At 45.6% G+C, this 22,383-nt stretch carries 21 protein-coding genes; 14 read left to right on the top strand and 7 right to left on the bottom strand.

Features of this window, described 5'->3' with window-relative positions; translation table 11 throughout:
• The first annotated feature begins 236 nt into the window (after positions 1–236).
• From AC4G47_RS11315 to AC4G47_RS11355, 9 genes are all read left to right on the top strand, one after another.
• Positions 237–1,022, top strand: coding sequence for a CAP domain-containing protein (locus AC4G47_RS11315; protein ID WP_491106041.1), 786 nt, complete (start codon positions 237–239; stop codon positions 1,020–1,022).
• A gap of 291 nt (positions 1,023–1,313) precedes the next feature.
• Positions 1,314–2,183 carry a GDSL-type esterase/lipase family protein gene (locus AC4G47_RS11320; RefSeq protein WP_491106042.1) on the top strand — a complete coding sequence of 290 codons (870 nt, stop codon included), beginning with the start codon at positions 1,314–1,316 and terminating at the stop codon, positions 2,181–2,183.
• Entirely contained in the window at positions 2,184–3,149 is a 966-nt protein-coding gene (locus tag AC4G47_RS11325) for an ABC transporter ATP-binding protein (protein ID WP_491106043.1), read from the top strand.
• Complete coding sequence (locus tag AC4G47_RS11330) at positions 3,142–4,131, top strand: ABC transporter permease (protein ID WP_458123029.1); 990 nt, start codon at positions 3,142–3,144, stop codon at positions 4,129–4,131. The genes AC4G47_RS11325 and AC4G47_RS11330 overlap by 8 nt, the downstream gene beginning before the upstream one ends.
• A 76-nt stretch (positions 4,132–4,207) precedes the next feature.
• Entirely contained in the window at positions 4,208–6,187 is a 1,980-nt protein-coding gene (gene parE / locus AC4G47_RS11335) for a DNA topoisomerase IV subunit B (protein WP_491106044.1), read from the top strand.
• 12 nt (positions 6,188–6,199) lie between these two features.
• On the top strand, positions 6,200–8,662 hold the full coding sequence (gyrA, locus tag AC4G47_RS11340) for a DNA gyrase subunit A (RefSeq protein WP_491106045.1): 2,463 nt from the start codon (positions 6,200–6,202) through the stop codon (positions 8,660–8,662).
• Between the two features lie 229 nt (positions 8,663–8,891).
• The gene (locus AC4G47_RS11345) at positions 8,892–9,332 is read left to right on the top strand and encodes a MarR family winged helix-turn-helix transcriptional regulator (protein WP_491106046.1); all 441 of its coding nucleotides are present in this window, start codon (positions 8,892–8,894) and stop codon (positions 9,330–9,332) included.
• A 274-nt stretch (positions 9,333–9,606) separates the two neighbouring features.
• Positions 9,607–10,053 carry a MarR family winged helix-turn-helix transcriptional regulator gene (locus AC4G47_RS11350; protein ID WP_036613308.1) on the top strand — a complete coding sequence of 149 codons (447 nt, stop codon included), beginning with the start codon at positions 9,607–9,609 and terminating at the stop codon, positions 10,051–10,053.
• Positions 10,050–11,561, top strand: a complete 1,512-nt coding sequence (locus AC4G47_RS11355; protein ID WP_491106047.1) for a DHA2 family efflux MFS transporter permease subunit — start codon at positions 10,050–10,052, stop codon at positions 11,559–11,561. Before AC4G47_RS11350 ends, AC4G47_RS11355 begins: the two co-directional genes overlap by 4 nt.
• A 109-nt stretch (positions 11,562–11,670) precedes the next feature.
• Here the strand turns inward: AC4G47_RS11355 and AC4G47_RS11360 are convergent, their stop codons facing one another.
• From AC4G47_RS11360 to AC4G47_RS11370, 3 genes are all read right to left on the bottom strand, one after another.
• Complete coding sequence (locus AC4G47_RS11360; protein WP_491106048.1) at positions 11,671–12,015, bottom strand: MGMT family protein; 345 nt, start codon at positions 12,013–12,015, stop codon at positions 11,671–11,673.
• A gap of 300 nt (positions 12,016–12,315) precedes the next feature.
• On the bottom strand, positions 12,316–13,050 hold the full coding sequence (locus AC4G47_RS11365) for an RluA family pseudouridine synthase (protein WP_458123024.1): 735 nt from the start codon (positions 13,048–13,050) through the stop codon (positions 12,316–12,318).
• 2 nt (positions 13,051–13,052) lie between these two features.
• Positions 13,053–13,916 carry a class I SAM-dependent methyltransferase gene (locus tag AC4G47_RS11370; protein WP_036613317.1) on the bottom strand — a complete coding sequence of 288 codons (864 nt, stop codon included), beginning with the start codon at positions 13,914–13,916 and terminating at the stop codon, positions 13,053–13,055.
• A 292-nt stretch (positions 13,917–14,208) separates the two neighbouring features.
• Between AC4G47_RS11370 and AC4G47_RS11375 the strand changes: the two genes are divergently transcribed.
• The 3 genes from AC4G47_RS11375 to AC4G47_RS11385 are packed head-to-tail and all read left to right on the top strand — an operon-like array spanning position 14,209 to position 16,092.
• The gene (locus tag AC4G47_RS11375; protein WP_145322341.1) at positions 14,209–14,661 is read left to right on the top strand and encodes a flavodoxin; all 453 of its coding nucleotides are present in this window, start codon (positions 14,209–14,211) and stop codon (positions 14,659–14,661) included.
• A gap of 5 nt (positions 14,662–14,666) precedes the next feature.
• Entirely contained in the window at positions 14,667–15,473 is an 807-nt protein-coding gene (locus AC4G47_RS11380) for a hypothetical protein (RefSeq protein ID WP_491106049.1), read from the top strand.
• A 52-nt stretch (positions 15,474–15,525) separates the two neighbouring features.
• A complete protein-coding gene (locus AC4G47_RS11385; RefSeq protein ID WP_336764461.1) occupies positions 15,526–16,092 on the top strand; it encodes a nitroreductase family protein in 567 nt (188 codons plus the stop codon).
• Positions 16,093–16,116: 24 nt separating this feature from the next.
• Here AC4G47_RS11385 and AC4G47_RS11390 read toward each other — a convergent pair whose 3' ends face one another.
• The gene (locus tag AC4G47_RS11390) at positions 16,117–17,574 is read right to left on the bottom strand and encodes a 4-hydroxyphenylacetate 3-hydroxylase N-terminal domain-containing protein (RefSeq protein ID WP_491106050.1); all 1,458 of its coding nucleotides are present in this window, start codon (positions 17,572–17,574) and stop codon (positions 16,117–16,119) included.
• 202 nt (positions 17,575–17,776) lie between these two features.
• A complete protein-coding gene (locus AC4G47_RS11395) occupies positions 17,777–17,932 on the bottom strand; it encodes a DUF1540 domain-containing protein (RefSeq protein WP_458123021.1) in 156 nt (51 codons plus the stop codon).
• A gap of 313 nt (positions 17,933–18,245) precedes the next feature.
• Here AC4G47_RS11395 and AC4G47_RS11400 point away from each other — a divergent pair, with 313 nt between their 5' ends.
• Positions 18,246–19,058 (top strand): AAA family ATPase, encoded by an 813-nt coding sequence (locus AC4G47_RS11400; RefSeq protein ID WP_458123020.1) that lies wholly within the window; start codon positions 18,246–18,248, stop codon positions 19,056–19,058.
• A 96-nt stretch (positions 19,059–19,154) separates the two neighbouring features.
• On the opposite strand, the gene AC4G47_RS11405 is transcribed toward AC4G47_RS11400, so the two are convergent.
• Positions 19,155–20,621: a HAMP domain-containing sensor histidine kinase gene (locus AC4G47_RS11405; RefSeq protein ID WP_491106051.1), complete on the bottom strand. Its 1,467-nt coding sequence runs from the start codon at positions 20,619–20,621 to the stop codon at positions 19,155–19,157.
• Positions 20,606–21,292 (bottom strand): response regulator transcription factor, encoded by a 687-nt coding sequence (locus tag AC4G47_RS11410; protein WP_491106052.1) that lies wholly within the window; start codon positions 21,290–21,292, stop codon positions 20,606–20,608. Before AC4G47_RS11410 ends, AC4G47_RS11405 begins: the two co-directional genes overlap by 16 nt.
• A gap of 193 nt (positions 21,293–21,485) precedes the next feature.
• Here AC4G47_RS11410 and AC4G47_RS11415 point away from each other — a divergent pair, with 193 nt between their 5' ends.
• Positions 21,486–22,202 carry a YceI family protein gene (locus AC4G47_RS11415; RefSeq protein WP_491106053.1) on the top strand — a complete coding sequence of 239 codons (717 nt, stop codon included), beginning with the start codon at positions 21,486–21,488 and terminating at the stop codon, positions 22,200–22,202.
• The last annotated feature ends 181 nt before the right edge of the window (positions 22,203–22,383 follow it).

Below are 22,383 nucleotides of genomic sequence, written 5' to 3' on the forward strand. Positions count from 1 at the left end.
AGATGGTGAAGTGGCATTCGACTAGCATCTTTAGTCTGAATGTCTTTTTTTTATGGTTTTGTAAACAGGGATAGTGGCATGCAAAATAAGTGACAGGGCGTGTTTGAAACACTTTAAAAATGACAAAAAAGTTACTTTTCCATATTTTATGGGTACACAATCTCCGTATGAATTGATATACTGCTAGAGTATTAATTACAAATTTGTAATAACTATTCTTAAGGAGATGAATGAATTTGAAAAAGAAATGGATGAAAACCGTCGTAACGAGCAGTCTGACAGCCGTATTGGCCGTAGGGGTAATGCTCCCTGCTTCCGCGTCTGCTGCAGATTCATCATATAAGACTACCACAACGTACAAAATTACGAGTACAGACAGCCTGAAAGCATATATTGAGCAATGGCTTAAACAAAACGGATACACGGTATCTGAGGGGCAAATTGTAGAGAAACCTGCTACGCAGCCTGATCAAACTCCCAAACCTGCTGAGCCGACAACAAAACCTGCTGAGCCAACAACTAAGCCTGAGCAACCGGCAAAACCAGCACAACCAGCTCCAGAAGAAAAACCGGCAACTACACCAGCCAAAGATCCTTCGAACACGGGCAATACTGGCAACAATACAAATAATAACGGCAGTGAAAGCACGCAATCTGACTTTTCTGCACAAGTTGTTAAACTGGTCAATGCTGAGCGTGCCAAAGCAGGTCTGAGCGCACTGTCTTCTGATGCCCTTCTGGACAAAGTAGCTGTAGCCAAAGTAAAAGATATGAGCAACAATAACTATTTTGATCACCAGTCACCAACGTATGGTTCTCCGTTTGATATGATGAAACAATTCGGAGTAACTTACAGCTATGCTGGCGAGAACATTGCCAAAGGACAAAAAACACCACAGGAAGTTGTAACAGCCTGGATGAATAGTGAAGGCCACCGTGCCAATATCCTGAGTAAAAACTTTACGCATATCGGTGTAGGATACTACAATGGATATTGGGCTCAAGAGTTTATCGGTAAATAAAACATTTAATGAAGTAATTGTAGATTTGTTCTTCCATAAGGTTATGCCTGCACAGTTGAAATCTGTGTATGGTATAGCCTTTTTTCCGTAAAATGACATATGGAAAATGAATTCTACGATTATAGCGCCAAAATTTGCAAATTAACGACAGAACATTTATGTTATTTAGGAATAGCATCATCAGGGCGTGTCTGAAAACTCCGAAGTAAGCGGATTTTCAGACACGCCTTAATGTAAAATCATTATAAATTATAAGCACCCGGATTGGTGTACATGAGCGGAGATGTGATGATGAAAAAGAAAAAAAGCCTTGATTCAGCACCTTGGATCTGGAGAACCGTTAGTACAGTATCCATCTTGGCAACCTTGTTGTTATTATTTGGATTTGGATACGCGATAAAAGATGTGATTTTCCCTAAGGGAAATTCTGCGTTAACTACGGAGCAGGAGACAACTGCACCACCTGAGAATCACGTGGGGGAACCAGCGGTCGTGGAGGATGGCAAAATACGAATGGCCGTCATCGGGGATTCCCTGGCAAGAGGTACGGGAGATGATAAAGGACTTGGCTTCGTGAGACGTGCAGGGAATCTGCTCAAAGATAAAGGATATGACGTCCAGGTTCTTAATAATTTAGGTGTTAACGGGTTGAGAACAGATGCTTTATTGACAAAATTGGATGAGCAAGGTGTACGTTACGTATTACAACAGTCTAATTTTATTTTGATCTCCATCGGCGCGAATGATCTGTTCCAGGGCGGGCAGGTTTTGCAGGGGGAAGATCCGCCAACAGCAGAACAATTGGCAGCGGCTTTGCCGGAAACGTCGAAACGTCTTCAAGAGATTTTGAAGAAAGTAAAAGAAATCAATCCCAATGCACAGATTGCGTACATAGGGTTGTACAATCCATTTGGCGATGTAAAGGAACTGGAGAAGCCAGGCAATGCAGTTGTTGCTGCATGGAACGATGCTGCGTTGGCTATTTTGAACAATGAGGACAAGATGACACTCGTCCCTACATTCGATTTATTTGAAAATCATCTGGGGGAGTATCTCTCGTCAGATCATTTTCATCCTAACGGACAAGGTTACGAGCAGATTGCAGTTCGAATCGCACAGGAGTTTCAGGCGGATACACCTGCAGAAGGGAGCGGAAATTAAATGGCAGAGAAGCAGTATGATTCCGTCCTGTCCGTACAGCATCTGAAGAAGAGGATCGGACGCAAGTGGATTATCAAGGACGTTACATTTGATGTGAAACCTGGTGAAATCTTTGGATTTCTCGGACCTAACGGTGCTGGGAAAACAACAACGATTCGGATGTTGGTGGATCTGATCAAACCGACAGAAGGAAAAATTAAAGTCTGTGGTTATGATGTGAATCGGGATCCTGAGCGTGCTTTGAAGTATGTAGGTTCCATTGTTGAGAATCCGGAGGTATATACATATCTGACCGGGTGGGAGAACCTGGAGCATTTTGCTCGCATGCAACCAGGTGTGGACAACGAACGGATTCAGGAAGTTGTGGATATTGTACGTCTGGATCAGCGCATTCATGATAAAGTCAGAACATACTCACTTGGTATGCGTCAACGGCTCGGTATTGCGCAAGCATTGCTCGGGCGTCCGCGTCTGCTCATTCTGGATGAACCAACGAATGGTCTTGATCCGAAAGGCATTAAGGAACTTCGTGTCTTTATTAAGCAACTTGCCAGTGAAGGTATGGCTGTATTTGTCAGCAGTCACTTGTTAAGTGAGATCCAGCTTCTCTGTGACAGAGTAGCGATTATCAGTGCTGGACGTGTGCTTGCCGTTGGAGGCGTTAGCGAACTGATTGAAGATCATTCCAAGTTGGCTATATGGCATGTTTCACCTTTGGAGCAGGGCAAAAAGATGTTGTTGGATGCAGGCATTGCTCTGGTAAGTCGACCTGCGGATGTGATGGATGATACCATTGTTGCGGGCCTTGGCCCAAACGCTGTTGTTGCCGAGATGCATGAAGATCGTATTTCTGATATGGTGCAACAGATGGTTCAAGCTGGTGTACAGGTTGAAGGGGTACAGCGGATTCAGCCTACACTCGAACAACTATTCTTAAAAATGACAGAAGGTGAATCCATTGAATAACATCATGCCCCTGGTTCGGAATGAAACGATCAAGATGGTCAAGAAAAAACGCCTTTATATTATTTTTATTGTACTAGCGATCCTTGTACCGATGTTTACGTATGCCCAGATGAAATCTGCGGAGAATAATCGGGACAAGTTTGGTGGCGATTGGCGGCTTGAACTGCAACAGGCCATCACAGACAATCAAAACTCGCTCGGTAGTGATCGGGTACCCGAAGAATATAAAAAGTATAGAACAGTATATATACAGCAGATGCAGTATTATCTTGAAAATGATATCAATCCCAAAGAACCGGGCGGTGTTACCTTTACGCGGGAGTTCATGAACAACGCGGTTGGATTGTTCATCCCACTGTTGATCATGGCCATTGCCTCGGATCTTGTGTCTGGCGAACGAACGACAGGAACCATTAAAATGCTCTTAACTCGTCCGGTTAGACGCTGGAAAGTGCTTCTGAGCAAATTAATCACCCTGATTATGTTTGTATCCATTATAGTGGTATCAGCCTACATTATCTGTTATGTCATATCTGGTGCCGTCTTTGGATACAAAGGTTTCAATATGCCCATCTTCACAGGATTTAAGGTTGTGGGAACGGATGTCGATATGTCGGCAGTGCATGCTGTAGACCAGTGGCTGTATATGCTGATGCAGGCAGGACTGATCTGGTTTGTGAGTATAATCGTGGCTATGCTTGCATTTATGGTATCTGTGCTCGTTCGCAGTACTGCGGCAAGTATCGTCATTATGATGGCTGCACTAATTGCAGGAACGATCTTAACCAGTATGGCAGCATCCTGGCAGACAGCGAAGTATCTGTTCATGGTTAACCTCGAACTTCCGGATTATTTGTCTGGCGGATTACCACCAATCGAGGGAATGAATTTGGGTTTTTCCCTTATTGTGCTTAGTGTTTGGGGGATTGCTTCACTCATTGTGTCATTCCTTGTCTTTACGAAACGGGATATCTTGAATTAAAATGGACAAGGATAAGAAAACATCTGTTTGCATTTTAAGCATTTTTTTAGTTGCAAGTTAAGAAGGGGGAGCATGAATGGTCGAGCAAATCGATATGTCGGCAGGATCGACAGGCGGAGGACAAGGGTCTTCAGGCTACGAAGCGGACGACATTCAAATACTTGAAGGGTTGGTAGCGGTACGGAAACGGCCGGGGATGTATATCGGCAGCACCAGCACTTCAGGTCTACATCATTTGGTATGGGAGATTGTGGACAACGCTGTCGACGAGCATCTCGCCAAATTCTGCTCCAAAATCGATATCACGCTGCATAAGGACGGTTCTATTACGGTTCAGGATAACGGAAGGGGAATTCCGACAGGTATACATAAAACAGGGATTCCTACTCCCCAGGTCGTGTTTACGATTTTGCACGCAGGCGGAAAGTTTGGTGGATCAGGATACAAAAAATCCGGCGGTTTGCACGGTGTAGGTGCGTCAGTTACAAACGCACTGTCCGAATGGCTTGAAGTCGAGATTTTCCGTGATGGCAAGATTCATCGTCAACGATTCGAGTATTGGAAGGACAAAAAAGGGATTGAACATGTCGGAGAATCAGTGTCAGGTCTCGAAGTGTTGGGCAATACCAATCGCACAGGTACAAAAGTTACATTTAAACCGGATATTCGGGTGTTCCAGAGCGGTATTCAATTCAATTATGATACACTGGCAGAACGTCTTCAGGAGATTGCTTTTCTGAACTCAGGTCTGAGAATTGTGCTCAAGGACGAACGTTCGGGCAATCAGGATGAATACATGTATGAAGGCGGAGCAAGCCAGTTTGTTGCTTTTCTTAACGAAAATAAAGATGTATTGCATGATGTCATTCACTTCTATGCGGAGAAGGATGACATTGAGGTTGAAGTGGCGATCCAGTATAACGCAGGTTATACAGAAACGCTGGCTTCGTTTGTAAACTCGATCCCTACTCGGGGTGGCGGTACTCATGAGACCGGATTCAGAGCGGCGTATACCCGTGTTATGAATGACTATGCACGGCGTACCAGCATGATCAAGGAAAAAGATAAAAACCTCGAAGGCAATGATTTGCGTGAAGGTATGATGGCCGTTATCAGTGTCAAAATGTCAGAGGTTGAGTTCGTAGGTCAGACAAAGGATCAGCTCGGCAGCGCTTCCGCTCGAAGTGCAGTGGATTCGGTCGTGTCCGAAAATATTCAAAGATTCCTGGAAGAAAACCCGCAGGTAGCGCAAACGTTAATTCGCAAAGCGGTTCAAGCCTCCAGAGCCAGAGAAGCGGCTCGCAAAGCACGTGATGATATGCGTACAGGCAAAAAGCGCAGTGAAAGTTCTAACCTGAACGGCAAGCTGACGCCGGCGCAATCGAAGGATTTTACCCGAAATGAGTTATTTATTGTCGAAGGGGATTCCGCAGGTGGTTCTGCCAAACAGGGACGCGACTCGAAGATTCAAGCTATTCTGCCCCTGAAGGGAAAACCGCTCAATCCGGAAAAAGCGAAGCTGGCCGATATTCTCAAAAATGAAGAATACCGTGCTATTACAGCGGCGATCGGGGCGGGCATTGGAACCGAATTTGCAGTTGAAGACAGCAATTATTCCAAAATTATCATTATGACCGATGCCGATACCGATGGTGCACATATTCAGGTACTGTTGTTAACCTTCTTTTATCGTTATATGAAGCCATTAATTGATGCAGGCAAAGTATATATAGCTCAGCCGCCATTGTACAAACTTACTCGTAAGTCTGGTAAGCTTGCGAGCGTTCGATATGCATGGACGGATGAAGAACTGGCTAATTATATGAAGGAATTCGGAAATAATGTTGAGCTTCAACGTTACAAAGGACTTGGTGAAATGAACCCGGATCAATTGTGGGAGACAACGATGAATCCGGAAACACGTGCGATGCTGAAGGTACAGATCGTTGATGCAGCAAAAGCAGAACGTCGTGTATCTACGCTCATGGGTGATAAGGTTGATCCGCGTAAACGCTGGATTGTAGAGAACGTCGACTTTACAGAGTACGAAGAATAGAAGGTGCTTGGAATGAGTCCATCAGAACAATTTATGCCGGCCTTTCTGGAAGAGGTCGTTGGGGACCGTTTCGGTCGCTACTCCAAATATATTATTCAGGATCGAGCCATTCCGGATGTTCGGGATGGGTTGAAGCCTGTACAGCGGCGTATTCTATACGCCATGTATGATTCAGGCAATACGCCTGACAAGACTTACCGCAAGTCTGCCAAAACCGTTGGGGACGTAATGGGTAATTATCATCCTCATGGTGACTCCTCCATCTATGAGGGCATGGTGCGGATGGCACAACCATGGAAAATGGGCCATATGCTCGTAGATGGTCATGGTAACTGGGGATCTCAGGATGATGACCCGGCAGCGGCGATGCGGTATACGGAGGCCCGTTTGTCGCCGATCGCGATGGAGATGCTTCGCGATATCGAGAAACGGACTGTTCTGTTTAAGGATAATTTTGATAATACGGCCAAAGAACCGGTTGTATTGCCATCCCGTTATCCGAACTTGCTGGTTAATGGTGTCAGCGGAATTTCCTCGGGCTTTGCAACGGAGATTCCTACACACAATCTGCGTGAAGTCATTGATGCTTCCATCGCTGTAATGGAAAAACCATCCATTGAGCTGGATGAGATCATGATGTTTATGAAGGGCCCTGACTTTCCGACAGGCGGATTGATCATGGGTGGGGACGGTATTCTGGATGCCTATCGCACAGGTAAAGGACGGATCTATATCCGGTCCAAAACCGAGATTGAAAACATGCGCGGTGGCAAACAACAGATCGTCATTACCGAGATCCCTTATCAGGTCGTGAAGTCTCGTCTGGTTACAGCGATGGAGAACATTCGACTTGAGAAAAAGGTTGAAGGTATCGCCGAAGTGCGTGATGAGAGCGGACGTGAAGGTCTGCGAATCGTGGTTGAGCTGAAGAAAGAAGCGGACGCACAAGGTATTTTGGCTTATTTGCTGAAGAAAACCGACCTGCAGGTCACCTATAATTTCAATATGGTTGCGATCGTGAATAAAGCACCTCACCAATTAGGATTGAAATCGATCCTAGAGGCTTACATTGCTCATCAGCGGGAAGTTGTGACATTCCGTACCCGGTTTGAGCTGGAGAAGGCGCAAGACCGTGCTCATGTACTCGAGGGCCTGGTAAAAGCACTTAACATCCTCGATGAGGTCATTGCGGCCATCAAAGCGTCGAAGAACCGTCAAGATGCTCAAAATAACCTGATGTGGATGTTTGGATTCACGGAACGCCAAGCGGATTCCATCCTTACTTTGCAACTGTACCGTTTGACTAATCTGGAGATCAATTCTCTGGAAAAGGAACTCGGTGAACTGATGAAAAAGATTGCTCAATTACAATCCATTCTGGATAGTGACCGCAAGCTCATCGGAGTCATCCGCAAAGAATTGATGGAGATTCGTGAGAAATACGGCATAGACCGTCGTTCTACGATCCAGGGTGAAGTGGAAGAACTCAAGGTAAATCTCGAAGTACTTGTGAATGCCGAAGATGTATTTGTCACATTATCCAAAGAGGGATACGTGAAACGAACAGGCATGCAGTCCTTTACACGTTCTGGTGGTGAACGGAGCGGAAGTGGGGTAAAAGACGGCGATTATATCGCTCAGGTTCTGGAAGTAAATACGCTTGAGAATCTGCTTGTCTTTACTCGAAAAGGTCAGTATTTCCTGTTACCTGTTCATCAGGTGCCTGAGTTCAAGTGGAAAGATCCAGGTACAGCCATTGTGAACGTCATTCCACTCGCGAAAGATGACCGTATTGCAAGTGTGCTTGCTGTGAAATCCTTCGAAGAGCCAAATCATAGTCTGGTCTTTGTGACACGCAGAGGACAGGTGAAGCGAACGGAATTGAAGGATTACGTTACCAAGCGTTCCGGTGCAGTTGCGGCGTGCAAAGTGGGCAAAGACGATGAAGTCTTATCTGTACATCTAAGTACAGGCGGACAAGATATTATGTTGATTACGAAAGAAGCCATGGCGATTCGTTTCCGAGAGGATGAAGTCAATCCAATGGGGCGTGTATCCGGTGGTGTTCGTGGTATTCAGTTAAGAGATTCAGACGAAGTTGTATCTGCCCTATGGGTAGAAGGAGATGAAGGTGAAGTTGCTGTGTTGTCCGATTTGGGATATGGTAAACGTTCATTGCTCCTGGATTACGCTGTGCAGAGTCGTGGAGGCAAGGGGCTTGCCACATTCGAGTTCAAGGAAGGCAAACGTGTGAAACCGAATGGCAGCCGCTTGGTTGGAGCGTTTTATTGCAAAGAGAACCGTAATATCACCGTCATGACCAAAGAAGGTCAAGTGTATCCGATATCTTCAGAAGGTGTTCCAATAACCGAACGCAAACATATTGGTAAGCTGCTCGTTCATGTGGACAAACAGGATGAGATCGTTGAACTTCTGAGGGACTTTAATGAGAATCAGCCAGCATCATCTTCATAAAAAATAAGCAAACGAGACTTTTCGCAGAACAGCTAATCCTGTCATGCGAGGAGTCTTTTTTTGTTGTTCAAAGGCGGATTAGAAGAGCGCATCCATGCGAAGTTTAACAACCTTCGTCGATTACGGTCGATCGCTAGGAAAATGAAAAAAGGCAGCAGGAATGCGGCTTTGGAGAGCGAAAACTTAAGCAGGTGAAGTGATAACCGGTTGCAGAGAGGAGCGATGAAAGATGTATAATTCCGATTTTGCCAAGTGCTGGTCAAGACTAACCAAAGATTATAAACTGCATATGGATCAGGAACTGGCACCCTCATTAACGGAGGCTCAGCTGGCAGTTCTGGAGGTACTTGAAGATCATCAGAAGATGAAACCTTCGGATCTGATTCCTTTTCTGGCGACTACGCCAGCAGCCGTAACGATGCTGCTCGATCGTATGGAGAAGAACGACCTGATTCGCAGGAATCGAGATAATCAGGATCGACGCATTGTATGGGTATCTCTGTCCGAGAAAGGAAGAATGGAGACAGAGCGGGGGATCACCATCCGTAATGAATTCATGAATTCCGTGCTCAGTAACATTTCAATGCACAATCAACAACTGCTGGTATATCTGTTAGGCAAAATGACAACCCCCAAGACCAAAGAGCCTGCATTATCCACTTCGGTATGATAAAATGTTGATTCTTTTGTATAGCCATAGGTGTGCCTGCTCGTTTCGTGCAGGAGTCCTATGGTTATTTTATTTACAAAATACATATGCTACTCACTGTATCTGGGTAAGTTGATTCAGGGCTGAGATATAACCATGTAGTATGTCCTAATATTATTTTGGTGAATTCATATGTAAAGAGTTGACTATGTAAATATTTTTGTTATAATAAGTAATTGTTCCCCTGATATTTCGTGTACGAAATATTATATTCCAAAAGTAAAAGGGTGAATCAATGACTGATACGTATGAAGTATTCTATATTATCAATTCGTTCCGCCAAGTGAATCAAATGCTTTTTCGAGCATTTTGGAATGAAAACAAGGAGATCGAACTGACTTCGATCCAGTTTATGGTGTTATCCATCCTGAGAGAGCGTCCTTCCATCGGTATCAACGAAGTGGCTGAATTATGCCATATGGGTAGTAGTTCCATGAGCGCTGTTGTAGAGCGGCTGGTCAAAGGGGAATATATCGTTCGGACACGATCGGATGCTGACCGCCGATCCGTTAAGCTTCAAATTACGGATAAAGGGGAACAGGCACAACAGGAGACGCACCATTTATGGATGGAAAGAGTATCACCCATTCTGGATATATCGAAGGAAGATCTTGAGCACCTGCTTAGAATCCATAGTCAAATGATTGAAAAGTTAGAAGGAAGAGAGATGAACAACATATGAGTACGACTACTGCTGCAGCTCCATCCTCGGCGATGGACAACATCAAGAAAGGCCCAATTGTAGCGGCATTGTTAATTGGTGCCTTTGTAGCATTCCTGAACCAAACCCTGATGAACGTAGCTCTTCCTAAAATCATGGAAGACCTCGCTATCAATGCGAACAAAGCCCAATGGTTGACTACGGGCTATATGCTCGTCAACGGTGTACTGATTCCGGTTACGGCATATCTGATTGCAAAATTTTCGACACGTCAAATTTTTATTACGGCCATGACACTCTTTACCATAGGGACGTTAGTCTGTGGTCTTAGTCCGACCTTTACCATTCTGATGGTAGGTCGTGTCATTCAAGCGGCAGGTGCAGGTATTCTGATGCCTCTGATGACCGTTGTATTTCTGACTATCTTCCCGATCGAGAAACGTGGTCAGGCAATGGGCACGATGGGGATTGCAATGATTCTGGCTCCTGCAATTGGACCTACACTTTCCGGTTATGTGGTTGAGCATTATTCATGGAGATTATTGTTCTACATTATCTTGCCATTCTCTATTATTGCAACGGCGATCGGTATTGCATTTGTCAAAAATGTAACACGCCAGTCCAAGCCTAAACTGGATTATCCAGGCGTTATTTTATCCACGCTTGGTTTTGGTAGTTTGCTGTACGGATTTAGTGATGCGGGTACAGATGGATGGGGCAGTGTCATTGTTGTTAGTTGCCTGGTTGTAGGTGCGTTATCCTTGATCCTGTTCGTTATTCGTCAGTTGACGACAGATCACCCGCTCCTTGAGTTCCGTATTTTCAAGTACAATATGTATACATTAACGACGATCATCAATATGCTCGTGACAATGGCGATGTTTGCAGGTATGATTCTGCTTCCTATTTTCCTGCAAAACATTCGTGGATTCTCACCAATTGAATCAGGACTTCTGATGATGCCTGGTGCGATATTGATGGGGATCATGTCTCCAATTACAGGTCGTATATTTGATAAAGTGGGTGCTCGCTGGCTCTCGGTTGCAGGTCTTGCCATTACGGCGATTACAACTTGGGGACTGAGTCGTTTGGCAATTGATACGACGTACGGCTACATGATGTTTATTTACACGGCTCGTATGTTCGGTATGTCGATGCTGATGATGCCGATCCAGACAGCAGGTCTGAATCAACTGCCTCAGCGTCTGAATGCTCATGGTACAGCAATGTCCAACACATTGCGTACGGTCGCGGGTGCAATTGGTACAGCCGTTCTCGTTACCATCATGAGCAGCAAGCTCAAAACGCATCTGGCAGAGACATTGGCTGCGGGTCAGGTTAATCCGAATGATCAGGCGGCAATGGTTCGTGCTACGGCAGATGCAACGATTTACGGCGTAAACTATGCATTCATCGTTGCGACGGGAATGACCGTGGTTGCGTTGATCATGGCGTTCTTTATCCGTAAAACTAAACCGGCGATTGAACCGGTAACAGTGGAACAGGAAAAAGTGACTGCGACAGCATAATTCAATGTCGTCTAAACAAGAAAAGAGAACTCTAGCAGTTGAAGTGGGCGTACGCCATTAACTGTCTGAGTTCTCTTTTTTGTGTGTGCGCGATATGAGGAGAGTCGTCTTAGTCGGGCTGGGCCGATGGATCGAGAAGGAATACAGGATCGGGCTCATATCCAAACCGTTTGAGGTCAATGGTTCCGTTCATCTGAAACTCCACACCTTCGCTAATAAGTTCTGTTTCCTGCATCATGCGCGACTGTTCATCCGGTATGGAGATTTCGCCTTTTGCATTGACGACACGGTACCAGGGAAGGCGTTCCTTGCGGCTCAAGGAGTGCAGAATCCGTACGACTTGTCTCGCGGCTCTTGGGCTTCCAGCGTGGGCGGCAATCTGACCGTAAGTCATCACTTTACCTTCGGGAATCGCCGCGATGATTGCAACGACTTGTTTGGTAAATGGGGTCATTTTATGGCTCCTCTCTGTATCTTACGCATATAGCTGAAAATATTAAAAAACGTGTCATTCAGATACAGAATCTGAACGACACGTTGTATGGACAGATGTGACCTGATCCTGTGCACTTATAGAGGTTGTTCAAAAAAACCGCTTTTGATTACGAAGGATGCCTGCCGGCATCATCAGCATCGAATATGGGATTCAGCCGAAATGTCCGTTGCTCACGTAGTTTTCCCTACGCTCCGCTACTCCATTTCTACCTTTATCCCATCTTCTCGGTACTGAAAACCAGTCTTTTTGAACGTGCACTTATAGAGGTTGTTGTTCAAAAGCTTTTTGGTACACAGCAGCTGGCCATTCTGCCCAGGGAAATTCTCTTGCAGGCAAAGATTGCAAAATAACCTCTTCCTTGGTAACCGGATGGGGAAAAGCTGCAATTGCAGACCACAGAGCGATCTGTTGCCCGGGTTTATTCACGTTTGCACCGTACTTCTGATCCCCGTACAGCGGGCAGCCGATTTCTTTCATTTGCACTCGAATCTGATGAGATCTGCCGGTGTGCAGTTCGATATGAACCAGGCTGTATCGGTCCGTCTCACCAATGACCTGATAATCCAGAACGGCATCCTTACCGCCAGCCGTACCCTTAGGTACAACAGTAACGGTATTCGTACGTGCATCTTTCAGCAGCGTGTGCTTTAACGTTCCCTGCTGTGCAGGCAACTTGCCATGTACAACAGCCGCATATATTTTACGGAAATGACGTCCCCGCACAGTCTCGGACAATCTCGAAGCGGCTTTGGATGTCTTGGCGAAGATCATTGCCCCTCCAACAGGACGGTCAAGTCGGTGCACTAACCCAAGATAGACATTGCCGGGCTTGTTATAGCGTTCTTTCAGATCCTGCTTCAGCAATGTAAGCAAATCCGGATCCCCTGATGCATCTTCCTGGGTGGGTACATTGACCGGCTTCGTAATACCTAACAGATGATTGTCTTCGAACAGAATCGGAATCGCATCGTGATCATGCCGATGTTCTGACATGATTAGGACTCCCAGCGGCCCAAAATGCCACAAGGCAGATCGAGACCACTGCGTGTGATCGGCAGACCGATTTCACCTGCAGTAATTTCACCACCGTACTGAGCAGACATCGTCATGGTTAGCATGTTGCGCAGAACCGTGGAGGAGATGCCCGTAGTGTAGGAGTTAACCAGCATGAATAATGGATTATCCGACAAGATCGTCATACACGACTTCAAGAAAGGATAAAGGTTCTCTTCCAGCTTCCATGTCTCTCCATTAGGACCTCGGCCATAAGAAGGAGGGTCCATAATAATGGCGTCATAACGATTCCCGCGCCGTTGTTCCCGTTGTACGAATTTGAAAACATCATCTGTAATAAAACGAACAGGGCGGTCAGCCAGTCCGGATAATTGAACATTTTCCTTGGCCCATTGAACCATGCCTTTGGCTGCATCTACGTGAACCACCGAAGCACCGGCATAAGCAGCCGCAACAGTAGCACCGCCTGTATAGGCAAACAGGTTCAAGACGGAAATAGGGCGTCCTGCATTGGAGATTTTATCCATCATCCAGCTCCAGTTGGCGGCTTGTTCAGGGAACAGGCCAGTGTGCTTAAAGCTGGTAGGTTTAATGTGGAATTTCAGGTTTTCGTATCCGATCGTCCAGCGCTCGGGAATGGGCTTTTTCATATCCCAGTTACCGCCACCGGAAGAGCTGCGATGATAGTGACCATGGACTTGACGCCATTCATTAGTCTCTTGCTCAAGGGGCCAGATAATCTGTGGATCGGGTCTGCGTAGAATAACATCTCCCCAACGCTCCAGTTTCTCGCCGCCTCCTGTATCGATTACTTCATAGTCCTTCCAATTCTTAGCTACGTACATAATGATTTATCCATCCTTCAAAAGTCATTTGGATACTATTGTACAACAAAAAAGGGCTTGTACGCCAGTTGGGGGACGGGAGTAAGGAAGGAACCGAGTGGATCTGACCTGAAAGGTCAAAGTATTTTTAGCTGTGTTGAAATCCAACGTGCACCATATACTGAAAAACAAAGATAACCAAAAATTTAATTTGACAATGATAATCATTATCACATATGATTTTGATAATTCAAATTCATTCTTTCTTCGGAGAGAATATTAACATGAACAAACTAAAGTGAGGGAAAAATAGATGGCTAAATTGTTAGTGGCTTATGCAAGCATGACGGGAAATACAGAAGAAATTGCAGAACTGATTGTGGAAGGAATTACACAGGGAGGTCACGAGGCAGACCTGAAATCCGTAACGGATTGTAATGCATCCGATGTAATGGACTATGACGGATTCATGATCGGTGTCTACACTTGGGGAGACGGGGAGTTGCCTGATGAATTCCTTGATTTCTATGAAGAACTGGATGAGCTTGACTTGAGTGGCAAGAGAGCAGCAGTGTTCGGTAGTGGTGACACCTCTTATGAGCAGTTCTGCGGAGCGGTTGATCTTGCCGCTGCCAAGCTGCAAGAGCGTGGGGCGGAGGTATCTCCAGAGATGTTAAAGATTGAATACAGTCCGCTTGAGCAGGAGAAGGATACATGCCGTGACTTTGGCAAACGGTTCGCTGCTGCCGGATTACAGGTGTCCTAAAGGTCATGATAAGACATAATGTTCAGGCGGCGATGCCGGTTGGAAGGAAAGACCTTCCTGGACATCTGCTTGAGGATTACAGATTGGAAGAGATGCTGCGCAGCCCACACCGGTTCATCCGCCCTGAACCGGCGCCTGAACAGCATTCTCCTCTGCAATGGAGGCATCGTGTACAGTATGCGGTCAGTCATGCGGTCAATGCTTTTTACAGTCTTGACCCTGATGTTCGCAAAGAGGTACCCATACAGTATTTACTTGAGAAATGGTGGCCCAAGAAGACGAATGGTTTCGAATCTGTTCTCCATTACTGGGATGTAAAGAACAAGATTACGGATGAATTGTCGCTCGCCGTTGCAATGAACGATGATCTGAAGCATCCAGCGATTCTTTTTGAACAGTGGAGAACGGAGTTGCCTTCATTATCCATGCACTTATCAATGATATTTCAGGCGGCCTGGCAACCAGAAGGCTGGGATTCACTGCTTATTCAGAAATATATGGTTGTCCATGATCCGAATGTGGTTGAGGCATTTCAGCATATGGTCAGTGCATTCTGCTGGGAAGCCTTCGGTCAATTACCGGGTATGATCGAGATTTATTGCTTGCTGGAAGGACGCAAAATAAGATACATCCCTGGACGCCAATCTTTGATTCGTTCCATGGATTATATTCGTTTGATACGAGACAGTATGCCGCAAGCAGAAGTGGTGGAATCGGAGCAGTTTACAACGCGTGACAAAGCACGGGTACACGAAGAGGTAAATCGCTGGAGAACGGATGCCGCCGAACCGAAGAAAACATGGTTGATGTAAAGGCGGTCGAAGGATAACCATATATTATGCTGATAGAGGAGGGGATGTTGCCATGTCTACCGGTCTAAGTCAAGATATAAGCAGCGGCAAAAGACGTACAGGAGCTTGCGAATTCAGTCCGTTGCCAGTCCCACAGTCGGTCATACGAAAGCTGCTTGATGATGCAGATCCTTCATTATATGTCATGAGTTCAGAACCCTGGCGGTTTATGTTGTTCGCAGGCGAAGGACGGCAGCTTTATCTGGAAGCGGTCAGACAGAGCTATCCACCCCATCTGGCCGATCGCTACGGCGATTGGGCTACATATCAATACACGGAAGCGATCCCTGCCCACCTGGTTGTCGTGGCACCTACCAATGCCCGTGAGGATGATCTTCTACCCGCCAAAGCCTGGAGCAAGCGCTTTAGTATCCTGGCTGCGGAACAGGGCTTGAATGCTGTCTGGAAGATCAATGATTATCAACAACATCCTGTGTTTATGAATCTGATGGGCTTGACTAGTGAAGAGAAGGTGCTCGGGGTATTTCATATCGGTTACGGAGACCAGCCTGCATTGCGGGATATGGATGCAAGTCGACCAGCCTCTGAACTGATGACGGTCTATGACCATCTGGTATAAACATAAAATGATCCGTTAGTTCTCTTATTTGTTGGTGTTGGATAGAAAATCACGAACGAGCTGACGATTCGTCTGGTCCTTATTGCAGGCGGAGAACAGTCGATTCGATACCGTAATGGTATTGCCAAAAAAGAATCGTTCGAACTGGGTCTGTCTGCCCCCGAATGAACCCGCCCCAAGCTCCCAGATCAGGCGGAACAGAGCGTTGCGTTCGTGAGAATCCATATCGTTTCCTTTAAGATATACATTCAGTGAAGGAGCGATGTTGGAATGAAACTCTTCTTCCTGAGGGACCATAATCACCCCGCTCGAACCCAAGAGTTGCAGGATTTCAATCATTTCAGGATATAGTCTCGGAAAAAGGAGATTGGCTGCCATCAATGGTTTGGGTGCAGGTAACACAAATCCCCGCCCGTCTGGTATAGCACCTGCCTCCGCGGCCAAGGCCAATGCTTTTAACGTTTCGAGACCTGCGAACACACGCGCTGTTTTCTCGACAACATGTGCTTCCGTATTCAGATCCAGGGTATCTGTGAGAAGCTGGAGTGTACCGAGAACAAATTCCGTCTTTGCAATATAACGACACAACACCTGATGGCCTGCGTGAATATGAAAATGACTACTACTGAAGAGACGGGAGGACATCTCCTCACTTCCTGCAAAAAATATTCGTTCATGCGGAACAAGTACCTGGTCAAAGATGACGATATTGTCCATTTCTTCATATCTGGAACTCAGGGGATAGTTGGTGTGAGATTCGTCTGCGTAGGTATCCCTACATACCAGACTGATTCCAGGCAGATCATTCGGGACAGCAAAGGAAAATGCAAATGGATTCTCATCTTCAAATGGGGCAGGCGAAGGTGAAGGATAGACAAAAATCTCATCTGAAGTTGCAGCTTGTGTAGCCATCATGAATGCACCGCTAATAATGAGGCCTTCCTCAGTGCGATCTACGACCTTTGCAGCAATAGCATCCTCCGTAGCGTCCATTTGCCCTGAGATTTTGCTGGCGTGTGGCTGAATGAAAGCATGGGATAGTGTGATATCATGGTCCCGGCAGTACACATAATAATTTTTGAGATTTTCTGCATATTGGGGAGATAATTCGTTCAGGAGATCTGCACCTGTGTAAAAGGCCATAATGGCTGTATTCATATAGTCTGGTGAACGACCAAGAAAGCCATGATGCACATTCGCCCAGACATTCATTCCTTCCCGTCGTTTACGGAGGTCGTCGACACTGGTAGGAGGCAGGAAGGAAATGCCCACAGGTTTGCCGTCTACCGGGGAGGCATACGTCATCGTTTCTGCCAATGTTGGATCAGATTGCAGATCATACATGTACATCTGAGTCTCCATCAAACCAGCAAATGCAACATGTTCAGAGCGTTTTCCAGTAATAAGCTTACCTTTATACCAGCAGGGGACGGACTGGGCATTAATTCGTTCGCGATACTGTGTGCCACTTTTAACAGGCATTGTTATTCACCTCTTGGTTCTAATCGTTCATGGGCAGATTGACTTCTTACGTAGTGTACGTGGGTGATCTGTCCAATGTGCATTTAAGAGGTGAGCAGGATTTTTGCAGATTAGGGCTTGATAATAATTATCATTCTTGTTACAATAGACAAAGAAAAAAGGAACCGGTAAGGGCTCCTTTAAATGGAACATATGCAATTTCTTATTTCACTTCAAAAGTTTTGCAGTCTGTTTCAGCAGATTGACGAACTTCATCGTTGGAAATGTTGCTTACAATGTAGATCGAAGAAGCGTTACATTTGTTTTCATCAGCCCAGTGACGACAGGAATTAACTTCACACAATACGTCTTTTGCCATGATTGTTAACCTCACTTTTAATTTGGATTACATTCGTTGGTATAAAGATTCCGGAAATAGCAAGTTGCCGCTTGCGATATCTGGAAAATTTTGATGCTCTCATGAAATTTAGAGGGCTTTTTTGCGTTATACACAACGATGCATATTTAGAATAGCAAATTTCCTTGAAGCTTGCAACCAAATACCCCACCTTCTAGGGCAATATAGTGCCTTTGCTGTAGTTATCTTTGCAAATAGGCAGCAGTATGCTATTATTTAATAGTAATAATTACGATTAAAGAACGAAACCATAAATGAAGGAGCATGTGTACACATGAGCAAAATAAATCATATGAATCGGATTCCCCGAGCGAAAGGGATTGATATGGCTGCTTTTTACACACCGAAAGAGTGTAGGCGCAAAGCCCAGCATATTGTATTTTCCGCTGAAAATGAGCGTATCATTAATGAATTCATAACCATTCTGGGTATGAAAGAGAAGTTCAGAGAACATGATGTGTCAATCCCCAACAAGATGGTCATGTTCGGGCCTCCGGGGACGGGTAAAACATTAACTGCATCACATCTGGCTGAGCGCCTTGATATGCCATTGGTACTCGTGAGGTTAGATGCAATCATTCATAGCCATCTTGGGGAGACCGGAAGTAATGTACGCAAGTTATTCGAATATGCACGAATTAACCCCTGTGTACTATTCTTGGATGAATTTGATGCCATAGGCCGTACACGTGAGAGCAATGATGAGGTGAAAGAGATGGCACGTGTCGTCAATACGTTGTTGCAATGTTTGGACGAATTCGATGGAGACAGTATTCTGGTGGCTGCTACGAATCTGGAAACCCAACTGGATCACGCCATATGGCGACGTTTCGATACCAAGATGACCTACGGTATGCCTGATGATTCAAGCCGCAGATTGTATATCAGCAAGTTGGTGGGGGCATTTGAGCAGGAGAGTCAGATGGAAGAGTACATATGTGAACGCTTGGCAGGGTGCAGTTATGCGGATATAGAGCAGATTGTTCTGAAAGCAAAGCGGAAAGCGATCATCGCCAGCAGTGTGCTCCATAAGCAATTGATCTCAGATGCGTACGATGAATACAGGCCACGTGTATTAGAGTGTTGAGCGCTTCCATTCTGGATAAAACAACAAAGAACAAACATGAAATAGCCCAGTCTCCTGAGTGGAGTCGAGGGCTATTTGGCATGTTAGCGTGGTGCGTTACACTTTAACGGCTGCTCCGTATGCCTTTTCTGTAGTCATGGCTTCTTGCGTCGCAGTCCAGCGTGGCAGACTTAATCTGAACGTGCTCCCTTCCGGGCTGCTGGAGACAAGTGTCAGTTCACCGCCTTGTTCCTGAGCGAGTAGTCGACTATATGTTAATCCCAGACCCAGGCCACGGTTACGGCGTTTTTTGAGCTCTCCACGATAGAAGCGTTCGAAGATCTTAGGTTGGTCTTCGGCCGCGATGCCAGTACCGTTGTCCTTGACATCAACGTACAGCATCTGTACTTCTGCGCGCAGATAAATATCGAAGACAGCCTTTTGTTCAGGAGCTGTGGCATGAAGTGCGTTATTGAGCAAATTGACAATGATCTGCTGAATGCGGAGAGCATCCCCCATGGTGAAAAACGTAACGGGAGGGGAGTGCAGCTGAACCTCTGGCATTTTGTCCTCATATGCAATCTTCCACTGATAGATGATCTCACCGACCAACAGCTTCAGATCCGTTCGTTCCTTGCGAACGGCAACACTTCCTGCAGCCATTGCATTATAGTCAAGCAGATCTGCGACCATACGCTCCATACGTTCGGATTCTTTCAAAGCGATATCCAAAAATTCTTTTCCTTCCTGTGGACTCACGACATCGTCACGTACCGCCATAACGAGCCCCTTGATGGAAGTTACCGGTGTCTTGAGTTCATGACTTACCCCTGCCAGCGAAAGTGTACGCCACTCTTCGAGTTGTTGAAGACGTGTGGCCATATCGCGGAATGAATTTACAAGTTCGTTGATCTCACGTTCTCGTGTATTCAAATCAAGACTCACATCATAATTACCACCTCGAATCTGCTCAGCCGCATAGGCGACCTGACGAATCGGTCTGGATAACTTACTGGAGAGGAGATAGATTGTAAACCATCCACAGAGGATTAATCCTCCCAGGATTAGAGCAACAAGCCATATGGTCTCTGGACCAAATGTAATGGATTGCTTGGACTGCATGACCCACACTTTGCCCAAAGTTTGATCGCCTTCGGATATGTTGACCGTTACGCCCGCATATTTGTTGTTTCGCGGTTCACGATAGTCATCTGACAGTCGATAATGCACATCTTTTTGCTCCATTTTAGGCTGGGAAAAAATCAATTGATTGTTGTTGTCCAAAATCATGACACAAAAATAATGATCTGTATTGAATAGTTTCTCGCGTTTGGTTACCAGTCTGTCAAGATCGGGTGGAACCCGAAGCATATTGTTTTTACTAGTGACTTGATCTGCGATCTCCAGACCAAGCAGTTCTGCGGTTTTTAGACTTTTCTCAATAGATGTTGTTCGAATCCAGTAGAGTGCCCCTGCCACAATAATCGTGAAACCAATACACAAAATCAGAAAATATCGCAGTGTCCAGTGTGACAGAATGGATATGGTTCGTTTGGGTTTCTTTGGTTTCAGTTGGCGATCCAAAATTGATACCCCATTCCTCGTAACGTCCGAATTTCTCCTGTTTCGGGCAACCAGTGGGAGAGGGCTTGGCGCAGTCGTTTAATCGATAAATCCACAGCACGATCACTGCCGTCATAATCCATTCCCCATACCTGTTCAATAAGATGATCCCTGGTAAATGTCCGATTCGGATAATCGGACAGGAATAGCAGTAACGACAGGTCGCGAGGTGTGAGTGCAACCTCTGCACCGTTCAACAGCACCTGTTTGGCCGCAAGGTCAATGACGAGATTGCCAAAGGAACGCTTCTCTTCACCACCTGTGGACCAATGTGGATTACGGCGCAACACAGCATTAACTCTGGCGACCACTTCTTCCGGTACAAAAGGTTTGCTCATATAATCGTCAGCACCGGCATTCAGTCCGTTGAGACGGTCTGAAATGTCATCCAGTGCGGTTAGCATAATCACGGGACAAGCACTTTTTTCACGAATAATCCGCAGCAGATCCCATCCGTCCATTCCTGGCAGCATCACATCAAGTAATACAAGGGAAGGTGTTACGGAATCGAAAAGGGTAAGTGCAGTTGGTCCATCTGCTGCATGATGAACTTCAAATTCTGCTCTTCTCAGATAAGCAGCCAGTACTCGTGCAATAGCTTGCTCATCCTCGACGATGAGTATGGATTTCAAGAAAAGCGATCTCCTTTCATTTCAGAAGCTTGTGTACTGATTTTACATGAGCAAGAGCATAAAGCCAATCCTGTATTCGGGTTTAGAAAAAATCAGGAACTTGTCGTATCTTGACTTCTTCCTGACACATTCGGTTGATATGATCCATATCAACAAGCAATCTAAACCATAATATACTGGAGGAAACATACAGATGAACAAGAAAGCAAAAGCATGGCTTATTACAGGTGTGGCGGCGGTTGCCTTAATCGGTGGGGGTGGTTACTACCTCACCAATAGTTACTTGGGGAACAACGTTGAGATTGAGCAGGTCCTTCCCGCCAGCACAGCGACTTCCACAACAGCAGTAGATAGCACAGGAGCGGTTGTAGCAAATGAAACTGCGGGAGCAGAGCAATTGAATGGAGACTGGAGCATCAGCGAAGGTTCCAAAGTATACTTCTCCGTAACCACATCGCAGGAGACCGTTAATTTTGTGGACGAGCAGGTTACAGGTAATTGGACAATTAATGTAGACGATGCTTCTCAGATGAAAGCTGAAGGACAGATCGAGATGGACGGGATTGATTCCGGAAATGGACAGCGTGATGGTCACGTGAAGCAAGCCGACTTCTTCGACATTGCGACATATCCACAGGCAACATTTACAGCGACTTCATTTGAAGGTGTACCTACGGAGTGGCCTGTCGGTCAAACGGTTGATATTAAAATGAATGGTACCATTACGGTTAGAGGTGTTGAAAAAGAAGTGACATTTGATGCGAAAGCCGCTTATGAGAATAACGAAGTGTTGTTGTCGGCAACATCAATGGTAACGTTCGAAGATTTCGGAATGGAAAACCCGCATTCCGTTGTGCTCTCGACAGAAAATGATATCCAGGTACAACTTGAATTGAAACTCACCAAATAAGTGTAACAACGATCATATATCTATAAATCTGTTCTGTTCTGCCTTAGGGCGGACGAACAGATTTTTTTGTGTTTCTTGCAAAATAGCGTGATTGCTATAGCACCAATGTAACTTTTACAGGATCATATTGTTAAAATAACTGCTGTTTCCTTTGGATAATGCCGTGTTACCCATCGCTATT

It is taken from the genome of Paenibacillus sp. Negev47, from assembly GCF_058313655.1.

Excerpts from the sequence above, each read along its gene's own strand:
- AC4G47_RS11345 (WP_491106046.1), top strand. The coding sequence starts at position 8,892 with ATGTATAATTCCGATTTTGCCAAGTGCTGGTCAAGACTAACCAAAGAT.
- AC4G47_RS11390 (WP_491106050.1), bottom strand. The coding sequence starts at position 17,574 with ATGCCTGTTAAAAGTGGCACACAGTATCGCGAACGAATTAATGCCCAG.
- AC4G47_RS11415 (WP_491106053.1), top strand. The coding sequence starts at position 21,486 with ATGAACAAGAAAGCAAAAGCATGGCTTATTACAGGTGTGGCGGCGGTT.
- AC4G47_RS11400 (WP_458123020.1), top strand. The coding sequence starts at position 18,246 with ATGAGCAAAATAAATCATATGAATCGGATTCCCCGAGCGAAAGGGATT.
- gyrA (WP_491106045.1), top strand. The coding sequence starts at position 6,200 with ATGAGTCCATCAGAACAATTTATGCCGGCCTTTCTGGAAGAGGTCGTT.
- AC4G47_RS11355 (WP_491106047.1), top strand. The coding sequence starts at position 10,050 with ATGAGTACGACTACTGCTGCAGCTCCATCCTCGGCGATGGACAACATC.
- AC4G47_RS11325 (WP_491106043.1), top strand. The coding sequence starts at position 2,184 with ATGGCAGAGAAGCAGTATGATTCCGTCCTGTCCGTACAGCATCTGAAG.
- AC4G47_RS11350 (WP_036613308.1), top strand. The coding sequence starts at position 9,607 with ATGACTGATACGTATGAAGTATTCTATATTATCAATTCGTTCCGCCAA.
- AC4G47_RS11365 (WP_458123024.1), bottom strand. The coding sequence starts at position 13,050 with ATGTCAGAACATCGGCATGATCACGATGCGATTCCGATTCTGTTCGAA.
- AC4G47_RS11320 (WP_491106042.1), top strand. The coding sequence starts at position 1,314 with ATGAAAAAGAAAAAAAGCCTTGATTCAGCACCTTGGATCTGGAGAACC.
- AC4G47_RS11360 (WP_491106048.1), bottom strand. The coding sequence starts at position 12,015 with ATGACCCCATTTACCAAACAAGTCGTTGCAATCATCGCGGCGATTCCC.
- AC4G47_RS11395 (WP_458123021.1), bottom strand. The coding sequence starts at position 17,932 with ATGGCAAAAGACGTATTGTGTGAAGTTAATTCCTGTCGTCACTGGGCT.
- AC4G47_RS11385 (WP_336764461.1), top strand. The coding sequence starts at position 15,526 with ATGTCTACCGGTCTAAGTCAAGATATAAGCAGCGGCAAAAGACGTACA.
- AC4G47_RS11375 (WP_145322341.1), top strand. The coding sequence starts at position 14,209 with ATGGCTAAATTGTTAGTGGCTTATGCAAGCATGACGGGAAATACAGAA.
- AC4G47_RS11370 (WP_036613317.1), bottom strand. The coding sequence starts at position 13,916 with ATGTACGTAGCTAAGAATTGGAAGGACTATGAAGTAATCGATACAGGA.
- parE (WP_491106044.1), top strand. The coding sequence starts at position 4,208 with ATGGTCGAGCAAATCGATATGTCGGCAGGATCGACAGGCGGAGGACAA.
- AC4G47_RS11380 (WP_491106049.1), top strand. The coding sequence starts at position 14,667 with ATGATAAGACATAATGTTCAGGCGGCGATGCCGGTTGGAAGGAAAGAC.